This is a genomic window from Pseudomonas sp. PHC1 (genome assembly GCF_046487845.1).
Classification (GTDB): Bacteria; Pseudomonadota; Gammaproteobacteria; order Pseudomonadales; family Pseudomonadaceae; genus Aquipseudomonas; species Aquipseudomonas sputi.
Genome location: NZ_JBJXHJ010000013.1, coordinates 128830 through 150592, shown reverse-complemented (window position 1 = coordinate 150592; position 21763 = coordinate 128830). Strand labels below are relative to the sequence as shown.

At 56.3% G+C, this 21763-nt stretch carries 17 protein-coding genes and 1 pseudogene; 13 read left to right on the top strand and 5 right to left on the bottom strand.

Annotated features, from left to right (window positions below; genetic code table 11):
- Positions 1–212: 212 nt before the first annotated feature.
- The gene (locus ACKJSM_RS17750; protein WP_410238433.1) at positions 213–869 is read left to right on the top strand and encodes a Shedu immune nuclease family protein; all 657 of its coding nucleotides are present in this window, start codon (positions 213–215) and stop codon (positions 867–869) included.
- A gap of 157 nt (positions 870–1026) precedes the next feature.
- Here the strand turns inward: ACKJSM_RS17750 and ACKJSM_RS17745 are convergent, their stop codons facing one another.
- The gene (locus tag ACKJSM_RS17745; RefSeq protein WP_410238432.1) at positions 1027–2325 is read right to left on the bottom strand and encodes a tyrosine-type recombinase/integrase; all 1299 of its coding nucleotides are present in this window, start codon (positions 2323–2325) and stop codon (positions 1027–1029) included.
- A 1203-nt stretch (positions 2326–3528) separates the two neighbouring features.
- Positions 3529–4044 carry a cupin domain-containing protein gene (locus ACKJSM_RS17740; RefSeq protein WP_410238431.1) on the bottom strand — a complete coding sequence of 172 codons (516 nt, stop codon included), beginning with the start codon at positions 4042–4044 and terminating at the stop codon, positions 3529–3531.
- A gap of 278 nt (positions 4045–4322) precedes the next feature.
- Here ACKJSM_RS17740 and ACKJSM_RS17735 point away from each other — a divergent pair.
- The 8 genes and pseudogenes from ACKJSM_RS17735 to ACKJSM_RS17700 all read left to right on the top strand — a co-directional run.
- Positions 4323–4814 (top strand): annotated as a pseudogene (locus ACKJSM_RS17735) (DUF58 domain-containing protein); the annotation flags it as partial.
- Complete coding sequence (locus ACKJSM_RS17730; protein WP_410238430.1) at positions 4811–5317, top strand: DUF4381 domain-containing protein; 507 nt, start codon at positions 4811–4813, stop codon at positions 5315–5317. The pseudogene ACKJSM_RS17735 and the gene ACKJSM_RS17730, both read left to right, overlap by 4 nt.
- A 210-nt stretch (positions 5318–5527) precedes the next feature.
- Entirely contained in the window at positions 5528–6124 is a 597-nt protein-coding gene (locus tag ACKJSM_RS17725; RefSeq protein ID WP_236179507.1) for a paraquat-inducible protein A, read from the top strand.
- Positions 6121–6771, top strand: a complete 651-nt coding sequence (locus ACKJSM_RS17720) for a paraquat-inducible protein A (protein WP_410238429.1) — start codon at positions 6121–6123, stop codon at positions 6769–6771. Before ACKJSM_RS17725 ends, ACKJSM_RS17720 begins: the two co-directional genes overlap by 4 nt.
- Positions 6772–7147: 376 nt before the next feature.
- Positions 7148–7969 carry an AraC family transcriptional regulator gene (locus tag ACKJSM_RS17715; protein WP_410238428.1) on the top strand — a complete coding sequence of 274 codons (822 nt, stop codon included), beginning with the start codon at positions 7148–7150 and terminating at the stop codon, positions 7967–7969.
- Positions 7970–8293: 324 nt separating this feature from the next.
- The gene (locus ACKJSM_RS17710; RefSeq protein ID WP_410238427.1) at positions 8294–10579 is read left to right on the top strand and encodes a TonB-dependent siderophore receptor; all 2286 of its coding nucleotides are present in this window, start codon (positions 8294–8296) and stop codon (positions 10577–10579) included.
- A 69-nt stretch (positions 10580–10648) separates the two neighbouring features.
- On the top strand, positions 10649–11095 hold the full coding sequence (locus ACKJSM_RS17705; RefSeq protein WP_410238426.1) for a hypothetical protein: 447 nt from the start codon (positions 10649–10651) through the stop codon (positions 11093–11095).
- Positions 11082–11483, top strand: a complete 402-nt coding sequence (locus ACKJSM_RS17700) for a hypothetical protein (RefSeq protein ID WP_410238425.1) — start codon at positions 11082–11084, stop codon at positions 11481–11483. Before ACKJSM_RS17705 ends, ACKJSM_RS17700 begins: the two co-directional genes overlap by 14 nt.
- A gap of 593 nt (positions 11484–12076) precedes the next feature.
- Here the strand turns inward: ACKJSM_RS17700 and ACKJSM_RS17695 are convergent.
- Together ACKJSM_RS17695 and nhaA are read right to left on the bottom strand one after the other, a co-directional pair.
- Positions 12077–13531, bottom strand: coding sequence for a TrkH family potassium uptake protein (locus ACKJSM_RS17695; RefSeq protein WP_236179518.1), 1455 nt, complete (start codon positions 13529–13531; stop codon positions 12077–12079).
- A 371-nt stretch (positions 13532–13902) separates the two neighbouring features.
- Positions 13903–15279, bottom strand: a complete 1377-nt coding sequence (gene nhaA / locus ACKJSM_RS17690; protein WP_410238424.1) for a Na+/H+ antiporter NhaA — start codon at positions 15277–15279, stop codon at positions 13903–13905.
- A 189-nt stretch (positions 15280–15468) separates the two neighbouring features.
- Here nhaA and ACKJSM_RS17685 point away from each other — a divergent pair, with 189 nt between their 5' ends.
- Positions 15469–16764: a DUF2254 domain-containing protein gene (locus ACKJSM_RS17685; protein ID WP_410238423.1), complete on the top strand. Its 1296-nt coding sequence runs from the start codon at positions 15469–15471 to the stop codon at positions 16762–16764.
- Here the strand turns inward: ACKJSM_RS17685 and ACKJSM_RS17680 are convergent.
- Positions 16753–18075, bottom strand: coding sequence for a chloride channel protein (locus ACKJSM_RS17680; protein ID WP_410238422.1), 1323 nt, complete (start codon positions 18073–18075; stop codon positions 16753–16755). The genes ACKJSM_RS17685 and ACKJSM_RS17680 overlap by 12 nt on opposite strands.
- 194 nt (positions 18076–18269) lie before the next feature.
- Here ACKJSM_RS17680 and ACKJSM_RS17675 point away from each other — a divergent pair, with 194 nt between their 5' ends.
- The 3 genes from ACKJSM_RS17675 to ACKJSM_RS17665 all read left to right on the top strand — a co-directional run bounded on the left by ACKJSM_RS17675 (position 18270) and on the right by ACKJSM_RS17665 (position 21706).
- Positions 18270–19220, top strand: coding sequence for a TAXI family TRAP transporter solute-binding subunit (locus ACKJSM_RS17675; protein ID WP_410238421.1), 951 nt, complete (start codon positions 18270–18272; stop codon positions 19218–19220).
- Positions 19221–19295: 75 nt separating this feature from the next.
- Positions 19296–21323, top strand: coding sequence for a TRAP transporter permease (locus ACKJSM_RS17670; protein ID WP_410238420.1), 2028 nt, complete (start codon positions 19296–19298; stop codon positions 21321–21323).
- Positions 21320–21706 carry a DUF1850 domain-containing protein gene (locus ACKJSM_RS17665; RefSeq protein WP_410238419.1) on the top strand — a complete coding sequence of 129 codons (387 nt, stop codon included), beginning with the start codon at positions 21320–21322 and terminating at the stop codon, positions 21704–21706. The genes ACKJSM_RS17670 and ACKJSM_RS17665 overlap by 4 nt, the downstream gene beginning before the upstream one ends.
- The last annotated feature ends 57 nt before the right edge of the window (positions 21707–21763 follow it).

Sequence of the window (21763 nt, the reverse complement as noted above, 5' to 3'; positions counted from 1 at the left end):
GCAGGCGTCGTCGGTCTTGCTTTCACTGACTTTGTACGCGCAGTGACGGCAGTAATCAGACATTCGCTTTATATATACAGCCTAGGCAAAACCTTACGCTCGCTGTCCGGCCCCTTCAATGAGGCCAGGTCAATAGACAACTGTTCGCCCAAGACCAGGCATATGTGCGAGCGCGGCGTCACCAGCTTAGGGAGATGAAGGTTGGTGTTGAGATGCTGGCGAAGGAAGCTCCTCGCGAACTTTTCGAACTGCGCGCTGAGATCGAGAGGGTTACCTTGGCTGTGATGATCGAAAAGTTCGAGACCATGCTTGGCCAGAACCTCAGCGAGGGGCACTGGCAGCAGTTTTTCGAGGCCAATCTGTTCATCCTAGGGATGGTGTTCGCGCGCCCGGTGGCACTTCTGCATACTCAGTTCCATGCTCGGGGATCCATGGTCAATGGAGTTGGCGCCCACATCGGCGACCTGCTTTTCGCGCAGGGACGCGAGCTGGCCATCGTGGAGATCAAGAAGCCTTCCACCCCACTCATGCAGACCAGGCCGTATCGCAATCGCGATGTTTTCGGCCCACATCTGCAGCTCAGTGGAGCGATTACTCAGGTACTGCATCAGCAAGGCCTGATGCGCTCCAACTGGCTGTCACACCTGCAAGACCCGACGATGCGAGACTTGCAACCAGACACAGCGAGGTGCGTCGTCATTGCAGGTACCAAGCCAACCGAAGAGGGCCGCCTGCGCAGCTTCGAGATCTTTCGCAACGCCTGTAAGGACGTCGAGGTCGTCACATTTGACGAGTTGCTTGGTAAGCTGCGGATGCTGGCTCAGCACCTGGTACCCGTAGATCCAGTCGACATCCCAGACATTTTCTGAAGAGCAGGCCGCGTGAGATCTCGAATGAAGATACGCAGCGAGGGAACGCCGCGGCCCATCAGATACCTGCCTGCATTTTTTCTGTTCGGATATTGCGCAATAAACGTTCCCAGCTCTTGGCCAATTTGCACATCGCCACGTCTGGAGCTAAAGACATTTACCCACGATCGCGTAAACCTAAGCGCTTAATTGAGTGTGCACGTTCCTGATCGTGTGAGTGGTAGTACGTGTTCTGGGTAGTGCTGAGATTGCTATGACGCAGATCGACCTGTAGATCTTTGGCGTTACGCAAGGGCGCGTCGAACGTCGCAGATGTATGGCGCAGCCAGTGCAGAGAAGCGACCTTTAAGCTTTCCATCTCGTGAACCGCACGCCCCTCGATGCGCATACTTTCAAGAGCCTTGTCGAAGACAACCTGGAGGAGGGCGCGTACCTGTCGATCCGACAGACCAGAACGTCCTCTGAGGGTCTTGATCAAAGGTGTGGTCTCGCCGATTTCAGGAAGTTCGGGCAGACCCAAGAACCGACGATAGCGCTTCAGATAGAGATTGATATATTCATCCCTGACGGCAATCTTTCCGACCTTGTTACCTTTGCCAACGGCGTGATACCACCAGTTACCCTCTGAATCTTGGCGGAAGTCACCCATAGAGGGCTTCCAGTTTTGTCGCCCTACAACATCTGACACGCGAAGATACATGGCAAACAATGTGGAAAGTATAAACAGTGTACGCTCATATCGAGCAGGCTCTGACTCCGCCAGCTTCTCAGCCGTTTCAAGCACGTAGTTCCATTGGAGCGGCGTCAATGCACGCGTACCTCCCTCATCTTGAACATTGTCACTATAGCGGCCTGACTTTTTGATCATTCGGAAAGGGTTTGCCGCTGCATAACCATCTTCAACCATGAATTCGAAGAAGCGACTGCAAATCGAGAATACTTGGTTTATGGTGGTGTTGGTTGCGCTGTATTTGTTCTCGATTACTGATTGTTTTTGATCATCGAAGCCAACCAGCGGTTTCGAGGATTTAATATTGAATGGACGCCAGTTAGGATTAGGAATAATAGGGTCTTCGAGCGCGCTCTGCGCATCAGTATTTTTCACGAAACGGCTACGCGTCACAGAACCAATCCAGATTCGAGGTGGATTACGGCAAAAACTCAAATAATCTTGGGCGTCCTGGCGCTTAAGTTGATTCAGCGGCTTCTGGTTAATCAACAATGACCACAGCAGCAACCTCTCTATATGGATGCGATACGAGCTGAAGGTCTGAGCATTGTCGGAAAAGGCCCGCAGGAACGAGCGCACGGCCAGGTAGCCGCGCGGAGCTTCTAGCGCAGGGGGAAATGAGGCAAGGTAAACTTTGACACATGGGGTAGCGGGCTCGCTATTACTGAAGTCCTGATCAAGGAAGGAATCGTACGTATCAAATAAAGGCTTCGGCGAGAGAGACATTCATGACCACCAGAGACGTTAGTTAGCGCTATTGAGATACTTCCAGTTATGACAGTAATCGGAAGTTTGAGACCTATTATCCATAATCAGTCTTCCTCTCATACAACTTTGGCTTAAGAAAGCCCGATGGTATCTCGCGCGTATCTATCGTGCAACTATGACTCATTACCTCCCAAACCTTCTGGGCTTATCTCAAGATTTCGTTAAATGGACAGTACTTGTCTCCCAATTATTCTTCAGGTATCGAGCCAGAGGCACTGATGTACGTATGAGCCCGCCATGCTGTCTCGTCATTACTGCGCGCACCTCCTGGTTATTCCTCGTAATTGCGTTAAAAAATTCGTTTTAGTCTCATAATTCCGTTCCCCGTCGTTGGCACGGGTAAATATCGTGGAAACTTCACACTCACGCCGATACCCGGAATTTCTGGGTGGCGGGTAGCCAGGGGTGTAAGTCCACTGGTGATATCTCACGATTTCGTGCTGGGAAGCCAAAACCATAGCTCTAGGATGAGTCTAGTGCAGAGCAGTTCTCAGCCCAGTTTTTCCAAAAAATATTTTAGGAAAACTCGCGTCAGGCTTGATCTTCAGCAATCCGAGCGGTGGATTGGCGCGGAATTCTGCCTATGCCGCCAGAGCGTTCGGGCCCAGAAGTGTCTCGTCAAATCTTCACCAAAAGCGCTGCGGGTTATGTCTCGCGATTTCTTCGAAATATAGCTAACTGATTGTTTTTATTGGAATTCATCTTAATTGCGCAAACGTGGATACGCGACGTTGTCTCACGATTGATTGATAGACTCTGAGCTAGTAACAAAATGATGGAATAGGCTGAAACCCTCGCAAATAAAGGCTTACAGGCCAACTGCCGGCTACACGGTAGTCTCATAATTACGTTGCTACAGTTGGTGAGGCCTGCACTACATTTTTCGTAATGCCCAGTAAAATCAATCTGTTAAGCGCTTTTCGAGGCAACGTCTCTTTATTTCGCGATTGCCTCAGCAACGGTCACATCCGTCCAATATTTAGGAAGCGCTGACAGTTGGTAAAATTCCGCCCAGATATGTCATTTAACATAATATACATTACACGTAATAAGACATTGCGACGCACGCCCGGTTGCGCACACCATTTCAATCTCCAGCATCGCTCTCAAAGGATCTCTTCCTTGATGACTGCCGATCCCTCGGTTTGAAATGCGCGGCTCTCAACCTTCATCACGCGTCAGCTTTTCAATCAGTGCTCGATGCTGCGGATACTGTGCTGTGAGTTTTTGTCGATTCCCCATTTCCATATCGGCGAAATCAAATCCTGGTGAAACTGCTTCGCTGATCAAACCAAACCCGTTCGAGCCATTCAGCAATCTGGAGGCTTTCCAGATTCCGCCCGGTACGTGCAATTGCAGTTGTTGTCCGGCCAGAATATCGCTGCCCATGACCACCGTCTGCAGTGAACCGTCTGCAAGGATCAGGCTGTATTCGATGGCGTCGCCCAGATGGAAATAATGCAGGATGTCAGAATGATTGAAATGGAACTGGCCGACTGGCGATTCCGAAGTCAGCAAGTAGTAGATCGACGTCATCAGAAATCGTTGGCCACCTTCGGTTTCGAGCATGTCCCGATGATCGGCCTGGTAGGTTCTGCGAAAGAAACCCCCTTCGACGTGAGGCTCAAGGTCCAATGCAGCAACCAGATTCGACGCAGTCATCAGGCTTGGATTCATGACCTGCTCCGTGGGAATTAATACATTACGTAATAACTCTACTAAATGGTCGTTTAGTTGAGCTATAGAAGGCTTCCTAAAACTAACTGTTTCCATTAGTTAAAGAATACCCACCTGCACCTGCGGGCCAAACATTGTTCTAACCCACTATCGCGATCATAGCGGAGGTCCTGGCTCGAACCACTCCATGTTGTTCTTTTCTTACAGATCGGCTCCCGCGGGTTTTAGGCGCAGATAACGATGTCCAACGCGCCAGCACATCCGTCAATTTGCTGCAGCCTACGAAGCGCGTGGAGGCATTATGCAGTCGTATCGCTGCGCAGAATCAGGAGCTTGATGCGTCCAGTCCCGATGCCGAAGATGCCGATCAACTCGACAAGGTTCTGCAGCGTTGCCTGGCGTTGGCCGGCCATGACCACTTGATATGCATCGTCAGCGACTTCGCAGGTGCGGGCGAGCGTACGTTGCAACTGATGCGGCACCTGGCAGCACACAATGACGTGATTGCCATGCAAGTCTATGACCCGATTGCGATAAATCTGCCAACCGACGGCAGGTTGTTGGTAACTCAAGGCGAATTACAGGTGGAGTTGGCGGTGGGCCGCCGTCAGGTGCATCAACCACTGGGTGACTATCTCGGCGGACGGCTCAAGGATGTTGCCACCCTGCTCCGCCGCAGCCGGGTACCGTTGATGATGTTCAGTACTGCCGAAGAGTCGCTCACTCAATTGCGGGCAGAGCTGGGCAAACAACCGGGGGGACGACCATGAGCGGGAACGTTCCGAGTATCGCGCAACTCAAGGAGTTGGCGCTGCCCCTGCCCGTCAGCTATTCACCGCAAACCTGGGGTTGGTGGTTTCTATTGGCGATTCTGCTTCTGGCTGCCGTAATCATTGGCACCAGGCGCTTGATTCAATGGCGTCGCGATCGCTACCGGCGCGAGGCGCTGGCACAGCTGGAGCAGTTGCGCACCAATAGTGACGAGTTGCATGCGCTCCGGGAACTGCCTGAACTGCTCAAGCGTGTAGCACTGTCTATGCAGGGACCAAAATCTCTCACCTCTAGAGCCGCGGCTGCAACGTTGGAGAGTTCTGAGTGGCAGACTTTCCTTCAAACACATGTCGATCAACAGCTCCCCGACGAGTTCGCGCAGCAGCTCGCAACGCTGGCCTATGCTCCTGACGCCACCCTGCTCGCCCTGCCCGCCCCCTGCCGCGATGCAATGTTTGATACCTGCAAACTCTGGGTGGAGCGACATCATGTGGCAGTTTGAGTATCCGTGGTTATGGCTGCAAACGTCCTGGCTTTTGATGAGCCAATAGACGAGCCGTTTATGTATAGCTCAACTTTTTGCCCTGATTGCTAATCGAAGTAGATCTCGTGCTTTTCATCAAATACTGAAATAAAAAAAGTTGCTGAACCGTGAAGCGCTTCTATTCTCATTGAAGTTTTTCCAGTCTCTAAAGTCCGCCGAGCGTATCCGATGGGAAATGACAAGGGATGGATCATTTGCGAGCACTGCGACGGCGTTTATGAGCGCAGCGTACTCGTCAAGAATCAGAAGTCTTGGTGCGTGCGCTGCGGCGGCGTGCTCCAGCGCTATAACGGACTGACGATTGAGCAGCGTTTGGCGCTGACTCTTACAGCGCTGGTGGTGTGGATTTTCGCCAATTTTTATCCGGTGATGAGCATCAGCCTCAAAGGTCTGAAAAACAGTGCGACGCTATGGGATTCTGTCGTGGCGTTGAGCCTTGGGCCGATCACTTTCATAGCACTCGTAGCCGCAGTAGCCATGATCATTGCGCCAATTATCCAGTTGCTGCTGCTGGTCTGGGTGCTGGGCTTCGCACTGAAATCGAAGCGCTCCCCCGGTTTCCGCTTCTGCATGCGCTGGTTGGAAACACTCAGACCCTGGAGCATGCTTGAAGTCTGCCTTCTTGGGGCCATGGTCGCGGTGATCAAACTGGCCGGATTGCTGGACGTGTTGCCGGGTATTGGCCTGTTCGCTCTCGCAGTGTTGAGCCTGATGATGATCCGCATCGCCGGACGCGATATCCGCGAACTGTGGGACATCCTATGAACATGCCGCCCAATGCCAATGACCTCAACTTGTGTCTTTGCCACAGTTGCGGCCAGGCGTGCGACATGACGGGCGAACCCCATGAGTGCGAACGCTGCGGGGCTCCCCTGCATCGCCGCAAGCCCGACTCGCTGACGAGGACCTGGGCCTATATGTTCACGGCGCTGGCGTTCTATGTTCCGGCCAACCTGCTGCCGGTCATGAATACCAAAATGGTCGGAAACGGCGCTGACAGCACGATCATGAGCGGCGTGCTGGAGTTCTGGGAGGCCGGAGCCTGGGATATCGCGCTGATCATCTTCATTGCCAGTATCGCCGTGCCCGGTATCAAGTTTGTTGTGATCACGCTGCTACTGGTCACGGTGCAGCGCGAAAGCCAATGGACACTCAAGGAGCGCTCCCGCTTGTACCGGTTTGTTGAGGTCATCGGGTATTGGTCGATGCTCGACGTCATCGTCGTGGCACTGGTCGCGTCATTGGTGAAGTTCGACGCACTGGCTGACATCGAGCCACGTGCCGGCATTCTGTTTTTTGGCTTGGTGGTGGTCTTCACCATGCTTTCGGCGATGAGTTTCGACCCTCGCCTTATCTGGGACTCACAAAATCGGCAAGACAGGGAGTTCATGGATGAAGTCATCCACCAATGACAAGCCGCATAGCCCGGGACAGGCCCCGCTCAAGACGCGTCGATTCGGCGTATCGTTGGTCTGTCTGGGTCGGAAGATGATGGTGTTGGCTTTGGTGACATGCGAACGCTCGTTCTTGAAGGATGATTGGCTGGGATGTGATCTTCAAGGTTGAACGAGTAAAACAGTCGCTCCTGCCCACTCGATAACTGTCCCATCATGCTTCGTGCTTCCCTGCTGACCAACGTCGAGTTTTTGTCGCAGGCCAGACATGGGGAGCTACTTTTTCAACAGAATCGGCCAAAAGCGTACGATGGCCGGATGTCGTTACACTAATGGCTCGGGATAGTTTCCAGCCAGGCCATGGCCCCCTTCTCCATCCGAGTCTCTACACCTCATGTCGAGCATTGCCGTTACCGATTTTACCTCCACCATTGACGTTGACAGTGTCTTGCGGCCGGTTTTGGCTGTGAGTGCCTCATTGGTCGCCAAGGATTGGGAAAATGCCACCCATCAGCATCGCAAGGCGCAACTGATCTACTCGGTTCGCGGCATCTTTAACTGCGAAATCGAAGATGGTGTCTGGATCGTGCCGCCACAGTGCGCCTTGTGGATCCCTGGCGACCTGCCCCACTCAGCCTGGGGGGCCGGTGAAGTGGAGTGCTACTGCCTGTTCGTTGAGCAGGATGCCGTGCCGCATCTGCCGCCCACCTGCTGCACACTTTCGGTATCGCCGCTGCTGCGGGAGTTGCTGCTCAAGGCGACTGCCGTTCCCGAGCTGTACGCCCTGGGCGGACGGGAGGAACGGCTGCTGGCAGTGCTGCTCGACGAAGTGGTGGCGGCGCCAGTGGAAGACCTGCACCTGCCCATGCCCCACGACGCACGCCTGCGTCGCCTCGCGGAAATGATTCTGGCAGCGCCGGCGGACAAGACTTCGAAGACCGTCTGGGCGACGCGCATCGGCATGAGTGAGCGCAGTATGAGCCGGCTGCTTCTGCAGGAAATCGGCATGAGCTTCGGGCGCTGGCGCCGCCAGTTGCACGTGGTCTTGGCGCTGCAACGACTGACCAAGGGTGACAGCGTGCAAACGGTAGCGCTGGAACTGGGCTACGAAAACGCCAGCGGCTTCGTCACCATGTTCCGCAAAGCGGTGGGCAAGCCGCCGGCCCGCTACCTCTCGGATCGCACCAGCGGCGCGCTGACGGCTGCAGCGCACTGAATCATGGTCCCAGGCCTGATCGCACTCTAAGCGAATCCACCTCGCTGCTCTATCAAGAAATCGCGCTTACAGCGATGCCGCCGTTCGCCTACCGCCCGCCCACGCCAACGTGGCCGCGCGTCACGCTGACCGCTTCCGCTTTAGACAAGCCTCCCGGACCCGGTCCAGCCGCCGCAATTAACCAGATCTCTTTTTCAAAACGGCCAACGCAGCGGGCGTGCTCACTATTGGCCGAATCGAATAACACTCTGGCCTGATTTCACCATCATGACGCATTGCCGATGTCGTTAAATGCAATATCTAAATGCAAATGAGTATTGCTAAATGAAAGTGTCAACCAATACAGGAAGGTCCTGCTCGGCTATTTCTCTGTACGCCGATCCCGCCGCCTGTTCGCCGCTCGCCGGGCGCTACAAAAACGCGCAGCGCAACGCTTTTGGTTCGGCGATTGCGGCAACACTACTGCTCAATGCGTCGGGCGCACTTGCCGTCGAGGCGGCGCAGTCGCAGAACAAGGCAGCAGACTCCTCCCGCGAGGAAGTGGCCCTGCCGGCAATCAGCGTGACAGGCCAAATGAACAACGCGATCACCGAGGGAACCGGCTCCTACACCACCGGCGAGACGGCAGCGGCGACGCGCCTGCCGATGACGCTGAAGGAAACGCCCCAGGCGGTGACCGTGATCACGCGCCAGCGCATGGACGACCAGCAACTCAACACGGTGCAGAGCGTGCTGGAGAACACCAATGGTGTCACCGCGCGCCAGGCCGACAGCGAGCGCACCAGCTTCTATTCGCGAGGGTTGCTGATTAACAACGTGCAGTACGACGGCATCCCCACCGTGATCGGCAACACCGTCAACGGCAGCGGCATCAGCGCCCTGGACACCGCGTTCTATGACCGTGTCGAGGTGGTGCGTGGCGGCTCGGCCCTGCTGAGCGGCACCGGCAACCCTTCGGCCGCCATCAATCTGGTGCGCAAACGGCCAACGCCTGAATTCGCGGCATCCGCTTCCCTCGGCGCCGGGAGCTGGGATACCCATCGCGGCATGGGCGACGTCTCCACACCGCTGACCGAGGACGGCCGCATCCGCGCGCGCCTGGTAGGCACCTATCAGGACGGCAACTCCTACCTTGACGGATACAAGCCCGAGCGCAAGGCATTCTACGGCATCGTCGAGGCCGACCTGACCACCGATACCACGGTGAGTCTGGGCTATGACTATCAAGACATGACGCCAAAGGGTGCCACCTGGGGCGGCTTGCCGCTGTGGTACAGCAACGGTTCGCAGATCGATTATTCGCGCTCCAAGAGCTATGGGCAGGACTGGAGCCAATTCGACAACACCCTGAAGACGGCCTTTGCCGAAGTCGAGCACCGCTTCGACAATGGCTGGACGCTCAAGGGCGTGTTCAACCAGTACCGCACCGAAACCGAAGCCGAACTGGTCTCCCTGGGTGGCCGGCCTGACCCCGCCACGGGGCTGGGCGCCTTCCCGTTTGCACTGGCGTCCGAGGGGCGTAGCCGCCAGAACACTTTTGACGTGATGGCCAGCGGCCCCTTCGAAATGCTCGGCCGCCAGCACGATCTGGTGGTCGGAGCGACAAGTTCACGCCGCAAGGCCAGTCAGGACGATGTAGCGCCGTTCTTCGCAGGCTTTACGCCGATCAACATCCATACCCTGAGCCCAGGCACGCCACGGCCCAAGTTTGATGCCATACCGCATCTCCCCACCCGCACCGAGATCAAACAGAGCGGCATCTATAGCGCGGCCCGCTTCTCCCTGGCCGATCCGCTGAAGCTCATCGTCGGCGGGCGCCTGAACTATTACGAGGTCGACGACGACGCCAACGGCAGCACGCTGCACTACAAGAAGAACAACGAATTCACCCCGTACGCCGGACTGGTCTACGACATCGACAGCACCTACTCGGCTTATGTCAGCTACACGGGAATCTTCAACCCGCAAACCGACTTCCGCGACACGACCGGCAACGTGCTCACACCGTCCAAGGGCAAGACCAAGGAAGTCGGCCTCAAGGCCGCCTACCTGGACGGGCGCCTGAATGCTGCCGTGGCGGTGTTCGAGACCACGCTGGACAACGCCGCGCAACTGGTCCCCGGCGCGTTCACCCCAGGCGGAGCCAATGCCTATACCGGTGCCGATGGCACCAAATCGCGCGGTATCGAGTTCGACCTGCAGGGCGAGTTGGCCAATGGCTGGAACATCTACGCCGGTGTCGCCCACTTCACCGCCGAAGATGGCGATGGCGAGCGCCTGAACGCTCAACTACCGCGCACCACGGCCCAGTTCTTCACCACTTATCGGCTGCCCGATGCGTGGAACAAGCTGACCCTGGGCACGGGGGTGAAGTGGCAGAGCCGCTTCTACCAGGTGCCGGGGGTCGGCACCAGCACGCTGGGCGGCGAACAGAGCGCCTATGCACTGACCTCGGTGATGGGGCGTTACGCCCTCAGCAAGAACATCGACCTGGGCCTCAACGTCAACAACCTGTTCGACAAGAAGTACGCCTTGCAGAAGGGGGACTTCGACACCGTGACCTATGGCGCCCCGCGCAACCTGATGGCCACGCTGGACTACCGCTACTGATTACTCGCAGGACGCGCTTCGCCGCTGGCGATTCGCGTCCCTACTACCTTGAACATCGAGAACATGCTCATGCCTACCGTAAACCCGGCTGAAGTATTGGCCATACACCACTCGAACAAGGTCACCTTGTTCTGGTTGACGACTACCGTTGGCGCGGTGCTCTTCGTGACCTTCCAATTGTTCTTCTACGTAAACGACTTCGTGAGGGCACAGGGCACGGTTTCGGCGATCACCTTCGAGCCTGGCGTGCTGTGGGTGTTTCCCGCCTTCTATGGTTCCTGGATCGTCACGGTGCTCCTCGCCCTGATCGAAACCCGCAAGACCCAGTGGGCTGTCCTGATCTTCGGCAGCCTGCTTGTCTTGCTCAATACCCTCGGAGGAATCAGTGACGGGCTGCGCGACGGCTGGTACGTCGCCTTCTCGGCGGTATTCTTCATCACCCTGCCCGGTCTGTGCGCCATCGCCGCCAGCTGGCGTCACCTCAACCGCAAAGGAACCCGCCATGCCGATGAATAGCACTGAATTCCCGCTGGTGTGGATGAGTTTCGCTCACGAGCCCGGGCACGATACCCAGAAGGACTTCGACGAGTTCGCAGCCAACCTGCAGCGCGGCGAACCCTTCGTGCTGCTCAGCGAAACGCCACCTGGCGATGACCATGAGCACTCACCAGAAGAAAAGAAACGCACCACGTTGTGGATGAAGAAGCACAAGGCGCAACTGCGCAGCCTGGTTCTGGCCCTGATCATGGTTGAACCAAGCACGACGAGGCGCGTGGGCTTCAAGGCCTTTGCCGGCCTGTTCGCCAAGGTCTGGGGCTACCCGCTGCTGTTTGCAGCCTCACGGGAACAGGCCATAGAGATGGCAAACGAACGACTGCGCAAGAGTGGCAGCTATCGGCGCTGAGGGGGAATGACTGAAACGGACCCAGTCACTACAACCTTACTCTCGGAAACTTCGTCCGGTAAATTGCCGTGAACTCGCTCTTGCAAAACGATTAGGTTGGCCGTGGCACTTGCGGGTGATTATCAGGTATCAGTGCGGTGTGGGCGTGCATGAGCGGCTAACGGCCCAGAATGTGTCAAAACTCCAAAGCCAGTTCGGACGATTAAAAATCGCCCCGAGGTGAACAGTGAGTGTGGAGATGAGGTCCATGAGCGTTTATACACACTCTGGACCAATAGCTGCCCGCCAGAACAGGCCAAAAAATCGGGGGCGATTCAGTACTCGCCGACAGGCTTGCGAATATCCAGACGACAAAAAGCCCGCGCATGGCGGGCTTTCTGTCGAAGGGGAACCAAATCCTTTGGTCTTGGTGCAGTATTGCGCAGCCATACACCCTTTATCAAGGCAAGCCACTTGGACATTTATTAAAACTCGATCGCTGGACCAAGTTGGGCTTCTCGCTAACGCACACGATGAAATTGTCACAACTGAGATTGCAAATCCGGACGCCAGGGCTGGTAAACGGGCGTCCGGGAGACTCAAAGGCAAAGCAATCAATATCTCCAGAACACAGGAGTCAAAATCACCAGCACCGTCAGAATTTCCAGCCGCCCCAGCAGCATTCCGACGGTCAGCAGCCACTTGGCAGTGTCGGGCAACGAAGCAAAATTACCCGCCGGCCCAATGATCGTGCCAAGCCCTGGGCCAACATTACATACGGCAGTGGCGGCCCCGCTCAGGGCCGTCGTCCAATCCAATCCGATCAATGCCAAGCCCAATGCGATCACGGCAATGGTGGTAGTGAAGAAAAATGAGAAGGTCAACAGCGAACGCAGGACTTCCTCATCAATGGGGTGACCGTTGTATTTTTTCTGGATCACGGCGCGAGGATGGATCAGTTGCTTCAGGCTACTGAGGAGCAACGCGGCAGCAACCTGAAAGCGGAAGATCTTCAGGCCGCCGGCGGTTGAACCCGAACATCCACCCACGAAGGTCAGGTAGAAAAATAACAGCATGGAGAAACTGCCCCACAGTGTGTAGTCACCCACTGCGACGCCCGTTGTCGTGACAACCGATGTCACGTTGACGGCTACGATGCGAAAGGCATCCCACCAGCCGTAATCACTGTGTAGACACAGCCAGGTCCCTATTACCAGCCAGGTCACGATCAGGAACCCGACAAACCCGCGCACCTGGTGATCCTTCAATAGCGCGCGGCGATGACCGCGTAGTGTTGCGACGTATAGGGTGAAAGGCAGGCTGCCCAATATCATGATGAGCACCGCCACCCAATGTATGGATGGCTCAGTCCAGTGCCCAAGTGAGGCATCCGACGTGGAGAATCCGCCGGTGGAAATTAAAGACATTGAATGATTGATCGCTTCAAACGGTGTCATTCCCGCGATCCACAGCGCCAGAGTCCCGGCGCCTGTAAGCCCCACGTACAAAAACAAGATGTACTTCGCGGCCACATGGGAGCGCGGCGTCACTTTTTCCGACCAGTCTGACGACTCCGTCTGGAACAGGCGCATGCCGCCAACGCGCAACAGGGGAAGAATCGCCACCGCCATACCGATAAAGCCGATACCGCCCAGCCAATGCAGCATCGAACGCCAGATCAGTAGTCCCGGCGAAGCCGTATCCAGACCGGTCAAGACTGTTGAACCCGTCGTGGTAATACCGGACATGGTTTCAAAGAAAGCGTCGGTATAGCTGATGTGCCTGATGAACACCATGGGCAATGCGGCGAAAACACACACCACTACCCAGCTCCCCGTCGTCAGAAGGTACATGTCTCTGGGGCGAAGTTGCACGGCCTCTGGACGCCCACGAACGACCAACAAAAGACCACAGATGAACGTGATCAGACTCGACCAGAGAAACGCGGGAACATCATCGCTGTGTCCGTAGATCAGGAGCGTGATCATCGGAATCGCCATGCTGGCGGCCAGCGTGATCAGAAAAACACCCAGGATAAAGCCGATAAGTCGCATTGCCGCGAGGGACATATAAATAGCCTGTCAAATGAGCGCCGCGCAGAATCGGCCGCTCAACCGCAAATTCCATCAGTTCTTGGCTCATTCAAACCGCCCGGAGCCGCGCTTTGAGTTGCGAAGTCTTGGGCAGCGAACAAAAAACCCGGCACTGGGCCGGGTTACTCATGCTCTTGAACAGCTCCCAACTGCGAGGGATGGAGCACTGCCAAAGAAGCACAGGTTGCGGATAGTGCCAAAGGCCGTTTTTTAAAGCAATCGACTCGTCCAAGAGGTTGCGACGATTGGCAGTCAGTCGGGCGCGCTTGTAATCACCACGGGGGCAATGGCTGGGTTGTCATTGCCCCGTGGTGATTAGCGCTGAAACTGGCATATGGCAAAAATGCTTAGAACTTCAACTTTCCCCACATCAACCCGGAGAGCGCAGCCAAGGCAGACGCCGCAAGCACACTCAGTGTTGCCGCTGAGAGTAACGCCGGATCTGGAAAGGCCAACGACGCAATGAAAATGGACATGGTGAATCCGATACCCGCCAACAGTCCCACCAGGCCGACCCCCACCCACGTCACCCCTTCGGGAAGCTCACAAATGTTGAGTTTGACGAGGGTGACACTGGCCAAAATGATTCCAAGAGGCTTGCCTAGTACCAGTGCCGTTACAACCCCAATGAACACATTCAAGGAAACCGCTTCGCCCAGGCTGTTGCCCTCCAGATTCACCCCTGCGTTCGCCAGTGCAAAAAGAGGCATCACCCCAAACGCTACCCACGAATGCAATCCTGCCTGTACTCGCTGTACCGGGGGCAGCACTTCGCGCTCGGCGTGCCGGAGTTGTTTCAGTGGTGCCGCCACCGCTTGCGGACTATGTCCGGACTGGGAGAGTCGATCCATCAGTTCATGGAGCGTACGCCCGATGGTGTCCAGCGGACGCTCCGTTGTGGGCTTGGAGCTGATCGGTGTCATCAGCCCGAGAATTACCCCTGCGAGCGTTGGGTGCACCCCGGTCTTCAGGAGACCAAACCAAACAATGGCGCCAGGCAGTATGTACGCGTAAGCCTTGCTGATCCCCATTCGCTGAAAAGCCAGCACGAGCAGCAGCCCACTCAGCGCCACCACCAAACCGAGATAATCCAGGCTGGAGGTATAGAACGCAGCGATGATGAGGATGGCGACAATGTCGTCGATGATGGCCAGTGACAACAGCAGCACACGAACACCGCCCGGGATCGACTTCCCCAGAAGCGCGAGAACGCCCACTGCAAAGGCGATATCAGTGGCGGTCGGCACGGCCCAACCGGCACTACCCTCGGTGCCATGATTGAACAGCATGTAGATGATCGCCGGCATCAACACGCCGCCCAACGCGGCGCCTAGAGGCAGGGTCGCCAACTTGAAGTTCGCCAGCGCGCCGTTATGAATCTCCTGACGTATCTCCGCCCCCACCACGAGGAAGAAAATAGTCATCAACCCGTCATTGACCAAAAAGTGCAATGAACAAGCGATCTTGAACTCGCCTAATCCCAACGTGAGCTGGGTATTCCAGAAGTGCTCGTAGGAGTCGGCAATCGGACTGTTCGCCCAGATCAGCGCAACCAACGCTGCGAGTAGCAGCACGACACCACTGACGGCTTCGACATGGGAAAACCGCTCGATCGCCGTGAGCGCCCGGGCGGTCAACAACTGGGGACGTGGAATGGAGGGGGACGTCGCGTTTTTATCAGGCACATTGACTCTCCGCTGGCGGCCCGACCAGCGCTTGAGCATTAACCTGCGATGTGCCTTATGCAGCAACGCACCCGGCACGATGATAGGTATCTTGCCAGTGAGAAGCAAATGACTCCGGCACTGAACCTTCCGCCGACAATTACACTCCATCGATGATAATCGGGTGGCCGCATCGACAGACTGAACAGGCGTCGCGGCTCAATGAAGTCGCTACAGAAGGTATTGACGATGATCGCTCGCTGGCGCTGGCTGCTACATCAGATGACGAAACGGCTTTGGTTCAGAGCCAGTTTGTTTTCTGTCCTGGGAGTGGCGACCGCATTGCTCGCCGTCATCTTCAAAGACTACATCCCTGCCTCACTGCCCGCGCGAATCGGCGCTGACGCTGTCGACAAGATATTGGGCATCATCGCCTCCAGCATGCTCGCTGTGACCACCTTTTCGCTCAGCACAATGGTGACGGCCTACGGTGCCGCAAGCAGTGGCGTAACACCCCGTGCCACCACGCTGGTGATGGAAGACCGCACGACCCAAAATGCCCTCGCCACCTTTATCGGCTCATTTCTGTTCAGCCTGGTGGGGATCATTGCGTTAAGTACCGGTGCCTACGGTGCACAGGGAAGGGTTTTGCTTTTTGCGGTGACCATCGTCGTAGTGATCTTGATCGTGTACACCCTTCTGCGTTGGATCGATCATCTGTCGAGACTGGGACGCGTGGGTGAAACCATTGATCGCGTCGAAGAAGCCACCATCAATGCGATCAACAATCGTGTCAACAGGCCTTATCTGGGGGGAGCCCCCTACCCTGCCGACGGTATTGTTCCGTACTCCTCTAGAGCCATCACCAGCCCCAAGACCGGGTATGTCCAACATATCGACGTGCGTGCGTTAGGTGCAATTGCTCAAGAGCACCGGACGCAGATTTATCTCGACATTCTTCCTGGCACCTTTGTGCATGAAGGCATGCGACTGGCCTTGGTCGCGATTTTAAGCAATGAACGCATCGACGAACTGGACGCCTGTACTCAGAAGATCCTTGGCGCCTTGACCATCGGCGTACGTCGAACCTTTGAGCATGACCCCCGGTTCGGGCTTTCGGTGCTGTCGGAGATCGCCTCACGGGCCTTGTCGCCTGCTGTCAATGACCCCGGAACTGCGATTGACGTACTGAGCCGTGGAGTCAGGAGTCTCACCTGCTGGAGCAAGCCACCAGAACAGATGGAGCAAGTGGATGCAGGGTGCGAACGAGTCTTCCTGCACGGTTTGGAAGTCGGTGATCTGTTCGACGACTTTTTTGCCCCCATCGCCAGAGATGGGGCGAGCTTGATTGAAGTAGACCTTCGAATGATGAAGGCCTTGATCAGCCTGGCGCAGATCAATCCGGATATGTTCAAGAGTGCCTGTACCAGGCACATCACCCTTTTACTCACACGGGCCGAACACGCGCTCACATTGGCCGAAGACAAGGCCAGGCTCAGGGCATTGGCACGCCCCCTGATTCACTCGAACAACCTATTGATTTGATTTTGGTGTTACGGCGTCCTTATCCGGCGATTGCAGGAAGCCGCGAGCCAGCTGCTGGTACAACTCGGGCCCCATTCGCGCGCTGACGGCTTTGGCAATCAAGGCAACTGCCATCAGACTGATGACCATCCCGTGACTGTCGATCATCTCCATCACGATGATCGCCGAGGTGATGGGAGATTGTGTGACAGCGGCGAGAAAACCGACCATGCACAGCGCAATGATCGGCTGTGTAGCCAAACCAAAGAAGTCCGCGACGTTGGCACCTACGGCGGCCCCGACCGCCAGGGACGGTGCAAATATGCCGCCCGGTATACCGGAGAAGTAGGTCACTACCGTCGCGAGAAAACGGGTGATCGGTGCGTGCCAGGGCAGGCCGACATCGGACACGATGATCTGCGACGTAATCCCGTAGCCACTGCCAAATGACATGCCGCCACTTAACCAGCCCAATATCGCCACGATCATGCCACACGCCCCGGCAAACCAGACGGGATGCATGCGCCGCCACTCCCAGAGGACGAATCGATGATGGCGTTGGGGCCATAGCAACATCCGGCTGAATAACCCGCCCAGCAGCCCACATCCAATTCCGGTCACCACGACCGGGACGATGATATCCAGACCGATCTCGTGAATGTCGAAGTGGCCAAAATAGCTGTAGTTGCCCTGCAGGGCGATGGCGACCATCCCCGACAGGATGATCGTACTGAGCAAGACCCCGCTTGTACGGGTCTCCAGCTTGCGCCCCAATTCTTCGACGGCAAAGGCCACACCGGCTAGCGGTGTATTGAAGGCTGCCGCAATCCCCGCCGCCCCTCCGGCCAGAATGAGATCTTCGCTGCGGATGATTCGTGCATTGGGAAGGTAACGGTGGAAAAAATGCATGATCGAAGCGGCAACTTGCACCGACGGCCCTTCACGTCCAGCGGAAAACCCACCCGTCAGCGCCAGCGTGCCGAGGCCAATCTTGGCGAAGGCGATGCGCAGCGACACCAGTTTGTTGACGCGTTTGCCCTGATGCGCCAGGCGTGTCGCGGCGATCACTTGCGGGATGCCGCTGCCCTGGGAGCCTACAAAAAAACGGGTGGTCAACCATACGACCAACATGCCGACCAAAGGGGTATAGATGAAAGGCAACCAGGGTCGTTCGGCAGTCTGTTGCGTAAATTGCGTCAGCGCCATATCGGCCAGTCGGGCAAACATCACGACAAGCAGTCCCGCCACGGTGGCGGCAGCCCAGAGCGTCACTCGTGTACGCCAGCGTATGGAGGCGAAGCGGCGACGCAACAGCAGTATCGGTTTGATCACCCGAGCGAATTCCCGTTGAGTTTCAGCACTGTGGTGCAGGCAAGACTAACCGGATATGCGGTGGCGTCCAATGGCGCTGGCCCGGTTCTATCCATGCAGCAACCACCCAGACTGGCTCAAGCCCCCTATCCGTCTCTGAATCAACTACAGTGGAATCACTCTGCATAAAGCCAAAAACAAGACGGAGATTTCCCATGCGAGTAAAAAACCGCTTCATCCTGCTGGCCGCCGCTACCTTGGCAATCGCCACTGCGGCTCAAGCCGCCCCGGTGTTCATCAACATCCTGACGGGCGGAACCAGTGGGGTTTACTACCCCATTGGTGTTGGCCTGTCACAGATCTACAACGATGGCATCCCTGGCGTGAAAACTTCGGTTCAAGCCACAAAAGCCTCGGTGGAAAATTTGAACCTGTTGCAAGCCGGTCGTGGAGAGTTGGCACTCGCACTGGGGGACTCTGTAGCGGATGCGAAGAACGGTGTGGAGGATGCCGGTTTCAGCACGCCGTTAACCAAATTGCGCGCCATCGCAGGGGCCTACCCCAACTATATTCAGATCGTGGCCAGCAAAGAGTCAGGCATCAAAACCCTGGCCGACCTCAAAGGCAGGACCATCTCGGTCGGAGCACCAAAGTCAGGCACTGAACTGAACGCACGTGCGATTTTCAAGGCAGCAGGCCTGACCTATGAAGACATGGGTAAAGTGCAATACCTGCCCTTTGCCGAATCTGTTGAATTGATCAAGAACAGGCAGTTGGATGCCACCCTGCAATCTTCCGGGTTGGGCATGGCGGCCATTCGCGATCTGTCCTCTGTCATGCCGTTGAACTACGTTGCGATCCCGACTGAAGTGGTCGCAAAAATCGGCAACCCCGCCTATCAGGGCGCCATGATTCCGGCCAATACCTATGACGGGCAACCTGAAGCGGTGCCGACGGTGGCGATCACCAACATTCTGGTCACGCGTGCCGACTTGCCCGATGAAGTGGCTTATGAAATGACCAAGCTGTTGTTCGAAAACCTGCCCCGTCTGGGCAACTCTCATTCGGCGGCCAAGGACATCAAACTGGAAAATGCAGCGAAAAACCTGCCGATAGCCCTGCACCCGGGCGCGGAACGTTACTACAAGGAAAAAGGCGCGTTGTAACGGCACAAGGCGTTGCGGCGTAGACCGCAGCGCCTTCGTTCGCTCTTTTCAATGTGGTCGTGAGGTAGGCAGCTAATGAGTGACGAGCATCAGGGCATCTCTGCGAATCCGCGAGACTGGCCAAAAACCCTGTTTTACGTGGCGTTGCTGTTCTCGATTTTTCAGATCGTCACCGCAGCGTTTGCCCCCATCTCAAGTCAGATATTACGCGCCGTACACGTCGGTTTTTTGCTTTGGGTAGTCTTTCTGAGCTACCCGGCTTACGGCAAGGATCGTCCTTGGCAGCCGCTGGCTTGGGTATTGAGTCTGGCCGGGATTGCTACGGCGTTGTATCAGTGGGTGTTCGAGGCCGACCTGATTCAGCGCTCAGGCGATCTGACGATCGCAGACACCGTCATCGGTCTCGTCCTGATTGCATTGGTGTTCGAAGCCGCACGACGGGTAATGGGAATAGCATTGCCAGTCATCTGTGGCCTGTTCCTCGCCTATGGCTTGTTTGGTGAGTATCTGCCCGGTGACCTGGCACACCGGGGATATGGATTTGATCAGATCATCAATCAACTTTCATTCGGCACTGAAGGGCTGTACGGAACACCCACTTACGTTTCGGCCACCTACATTTTCCTGTTCATCCTGTTCGGTGCGTTTTTAGAACAGGCTGGCATGATCAAGCTGTTCACCGATTTCGCGATGGGACTGTTCGGTCACAAGCTCGGCGGGCCGGCCAAGGTTGCGGTCGCCTCCTCGGCATTGATGGGAACCATTACCGGGTCGGGGATTGCCAACGTTGTGACGACAGGACAATTCACAATCCCGTTGATGAAGCGCTTTGGTTATCGGGCAGCGTTTGCCGGCGGGGTCGAAGCAACCTCCAGCATGGGCAGCCAGTTAATGCCGCCAGTGATGGGGGCCGTTGCCTTTATCATGGCTGAAACCATCAACGTACCGTTTGTTGAGATTGCCAAGGCGGCATTGATTCCCGCGATTCTTTACTTCGGGTCGGTATTCTGGATGGTGCATCTGGAAGCTAAGCGCTCGAACCTCAAAGGCCTCCCCAAGGACCAATGTCCCAGTGCGCTAGGCGCTGTAAAGGAAAACTGGTATCTGCTGATTCCACTGGTGGTTCTGGTTTACTTATTGTTTTCCGGTCGCACGCCTCTGTTCTCCGGCATGGTGGGGCTGGCACTGACGGCCATCGTCATTCTTGGCTCGGCGATCATCCTGAGAGTGCAAAGCCTGGGCCTGCGTTGTGCGTTCTGGATTGCCCTCGGGGTTCTGTGCACCGGATTCTTCCAGCTGGGAATCAGCGTGATTTTTCTAGTCATCGCAGTGCTGGTGTTCATGTGCGGACTTATCAAAGGTGGCCGGGAAACGCTGACGATTTGCCTGCATGCGCTGGTCGAAGGTGCACGACATGCCGTACCTGTGGGGATTGCCTGTGCACTGGTGGGCATCATCATCGGCGTGGTGTCTCTGACCGGTGTAGCCTCGACTTTTGCGGGTTATATCTTGGCCATTGGCCGAGACAACCTGCTGCTGTCACTGGTGCTCACAATGATCACTTGCCTGGTGTTGGGGATGGGCATTCCGACCATCCCCAACTACATCATTACCAGTTCAATCGCAGCACCTGCGCTGTTGGAACTGGGTGTGCCCCTGATCGTGTCACACATGTTCGTGTTCTATTTCGGAATCCTCGCCGACCTGACTCCACCGGTGGCCCTCGCCTGCTTTGCCGCAGCACCCATTGCGAAGGAAGCCGGATTCAGGATCAGCCTATGGGCCGTGCGTATTGCCCTCGCTGGATTCATTATTCCGTTCATGGCCGTCTACAACCCTGCGCTCATGTTGCAAGGTGACAGTTTATGGATGACGGCCTACATGCTGATCAAGACGGCGCTGGCGGTCGGTCTGTGGGGAATGGCCTCAACGGGTTACTTACAGCAGAAGATGGCGCTATGGGAACGCATCTTGTGTGTGGGTGCGGGGGCGCTATTGATCGTGGCGTTGCCCCTGACCGATGAACTTGGTTTCGCACTTGGGTTGCTGGTAATCCTGCAACACCTTTGGCGGTCGCATCAGGTCGGGACGGCTGACGCATGATTGGATTGTGCATGGGCTTGGCGGGTGTCGCCTGGGCCCAGTTACCCATTTCGCAGTTCACACTGGCGTGGAACCACACCATCGAGAAGACTCGTTGGGAGGAGGACTATCGCGTCACCCGACATGGCCTGGTGTTGATGGAGGCCAGAATCCGAGGCAGTGGCGCGGGAATGGAAGTTCCCGAGGATGCTCGACTGGAGAACGGCAGTTGGCACTACCGTCGACAGGTGCCACCGCTTCAACCTCTGCGTCTGGGACGAACGCCTGAGGCTGGAGATTATCAATTATGTGTGGAGGGAACGTGTCACTTCATGAGTCGATGGGTTGGAGAACCGACCAACAGCCAGCCCTTCATACAAATCTGGAGTTGTGAGAGCAATTGATGCGGCGGTCATCGATTCGAGTAGGAACTTGTTGGTTGCAAGAGGCGCGCTGACCGC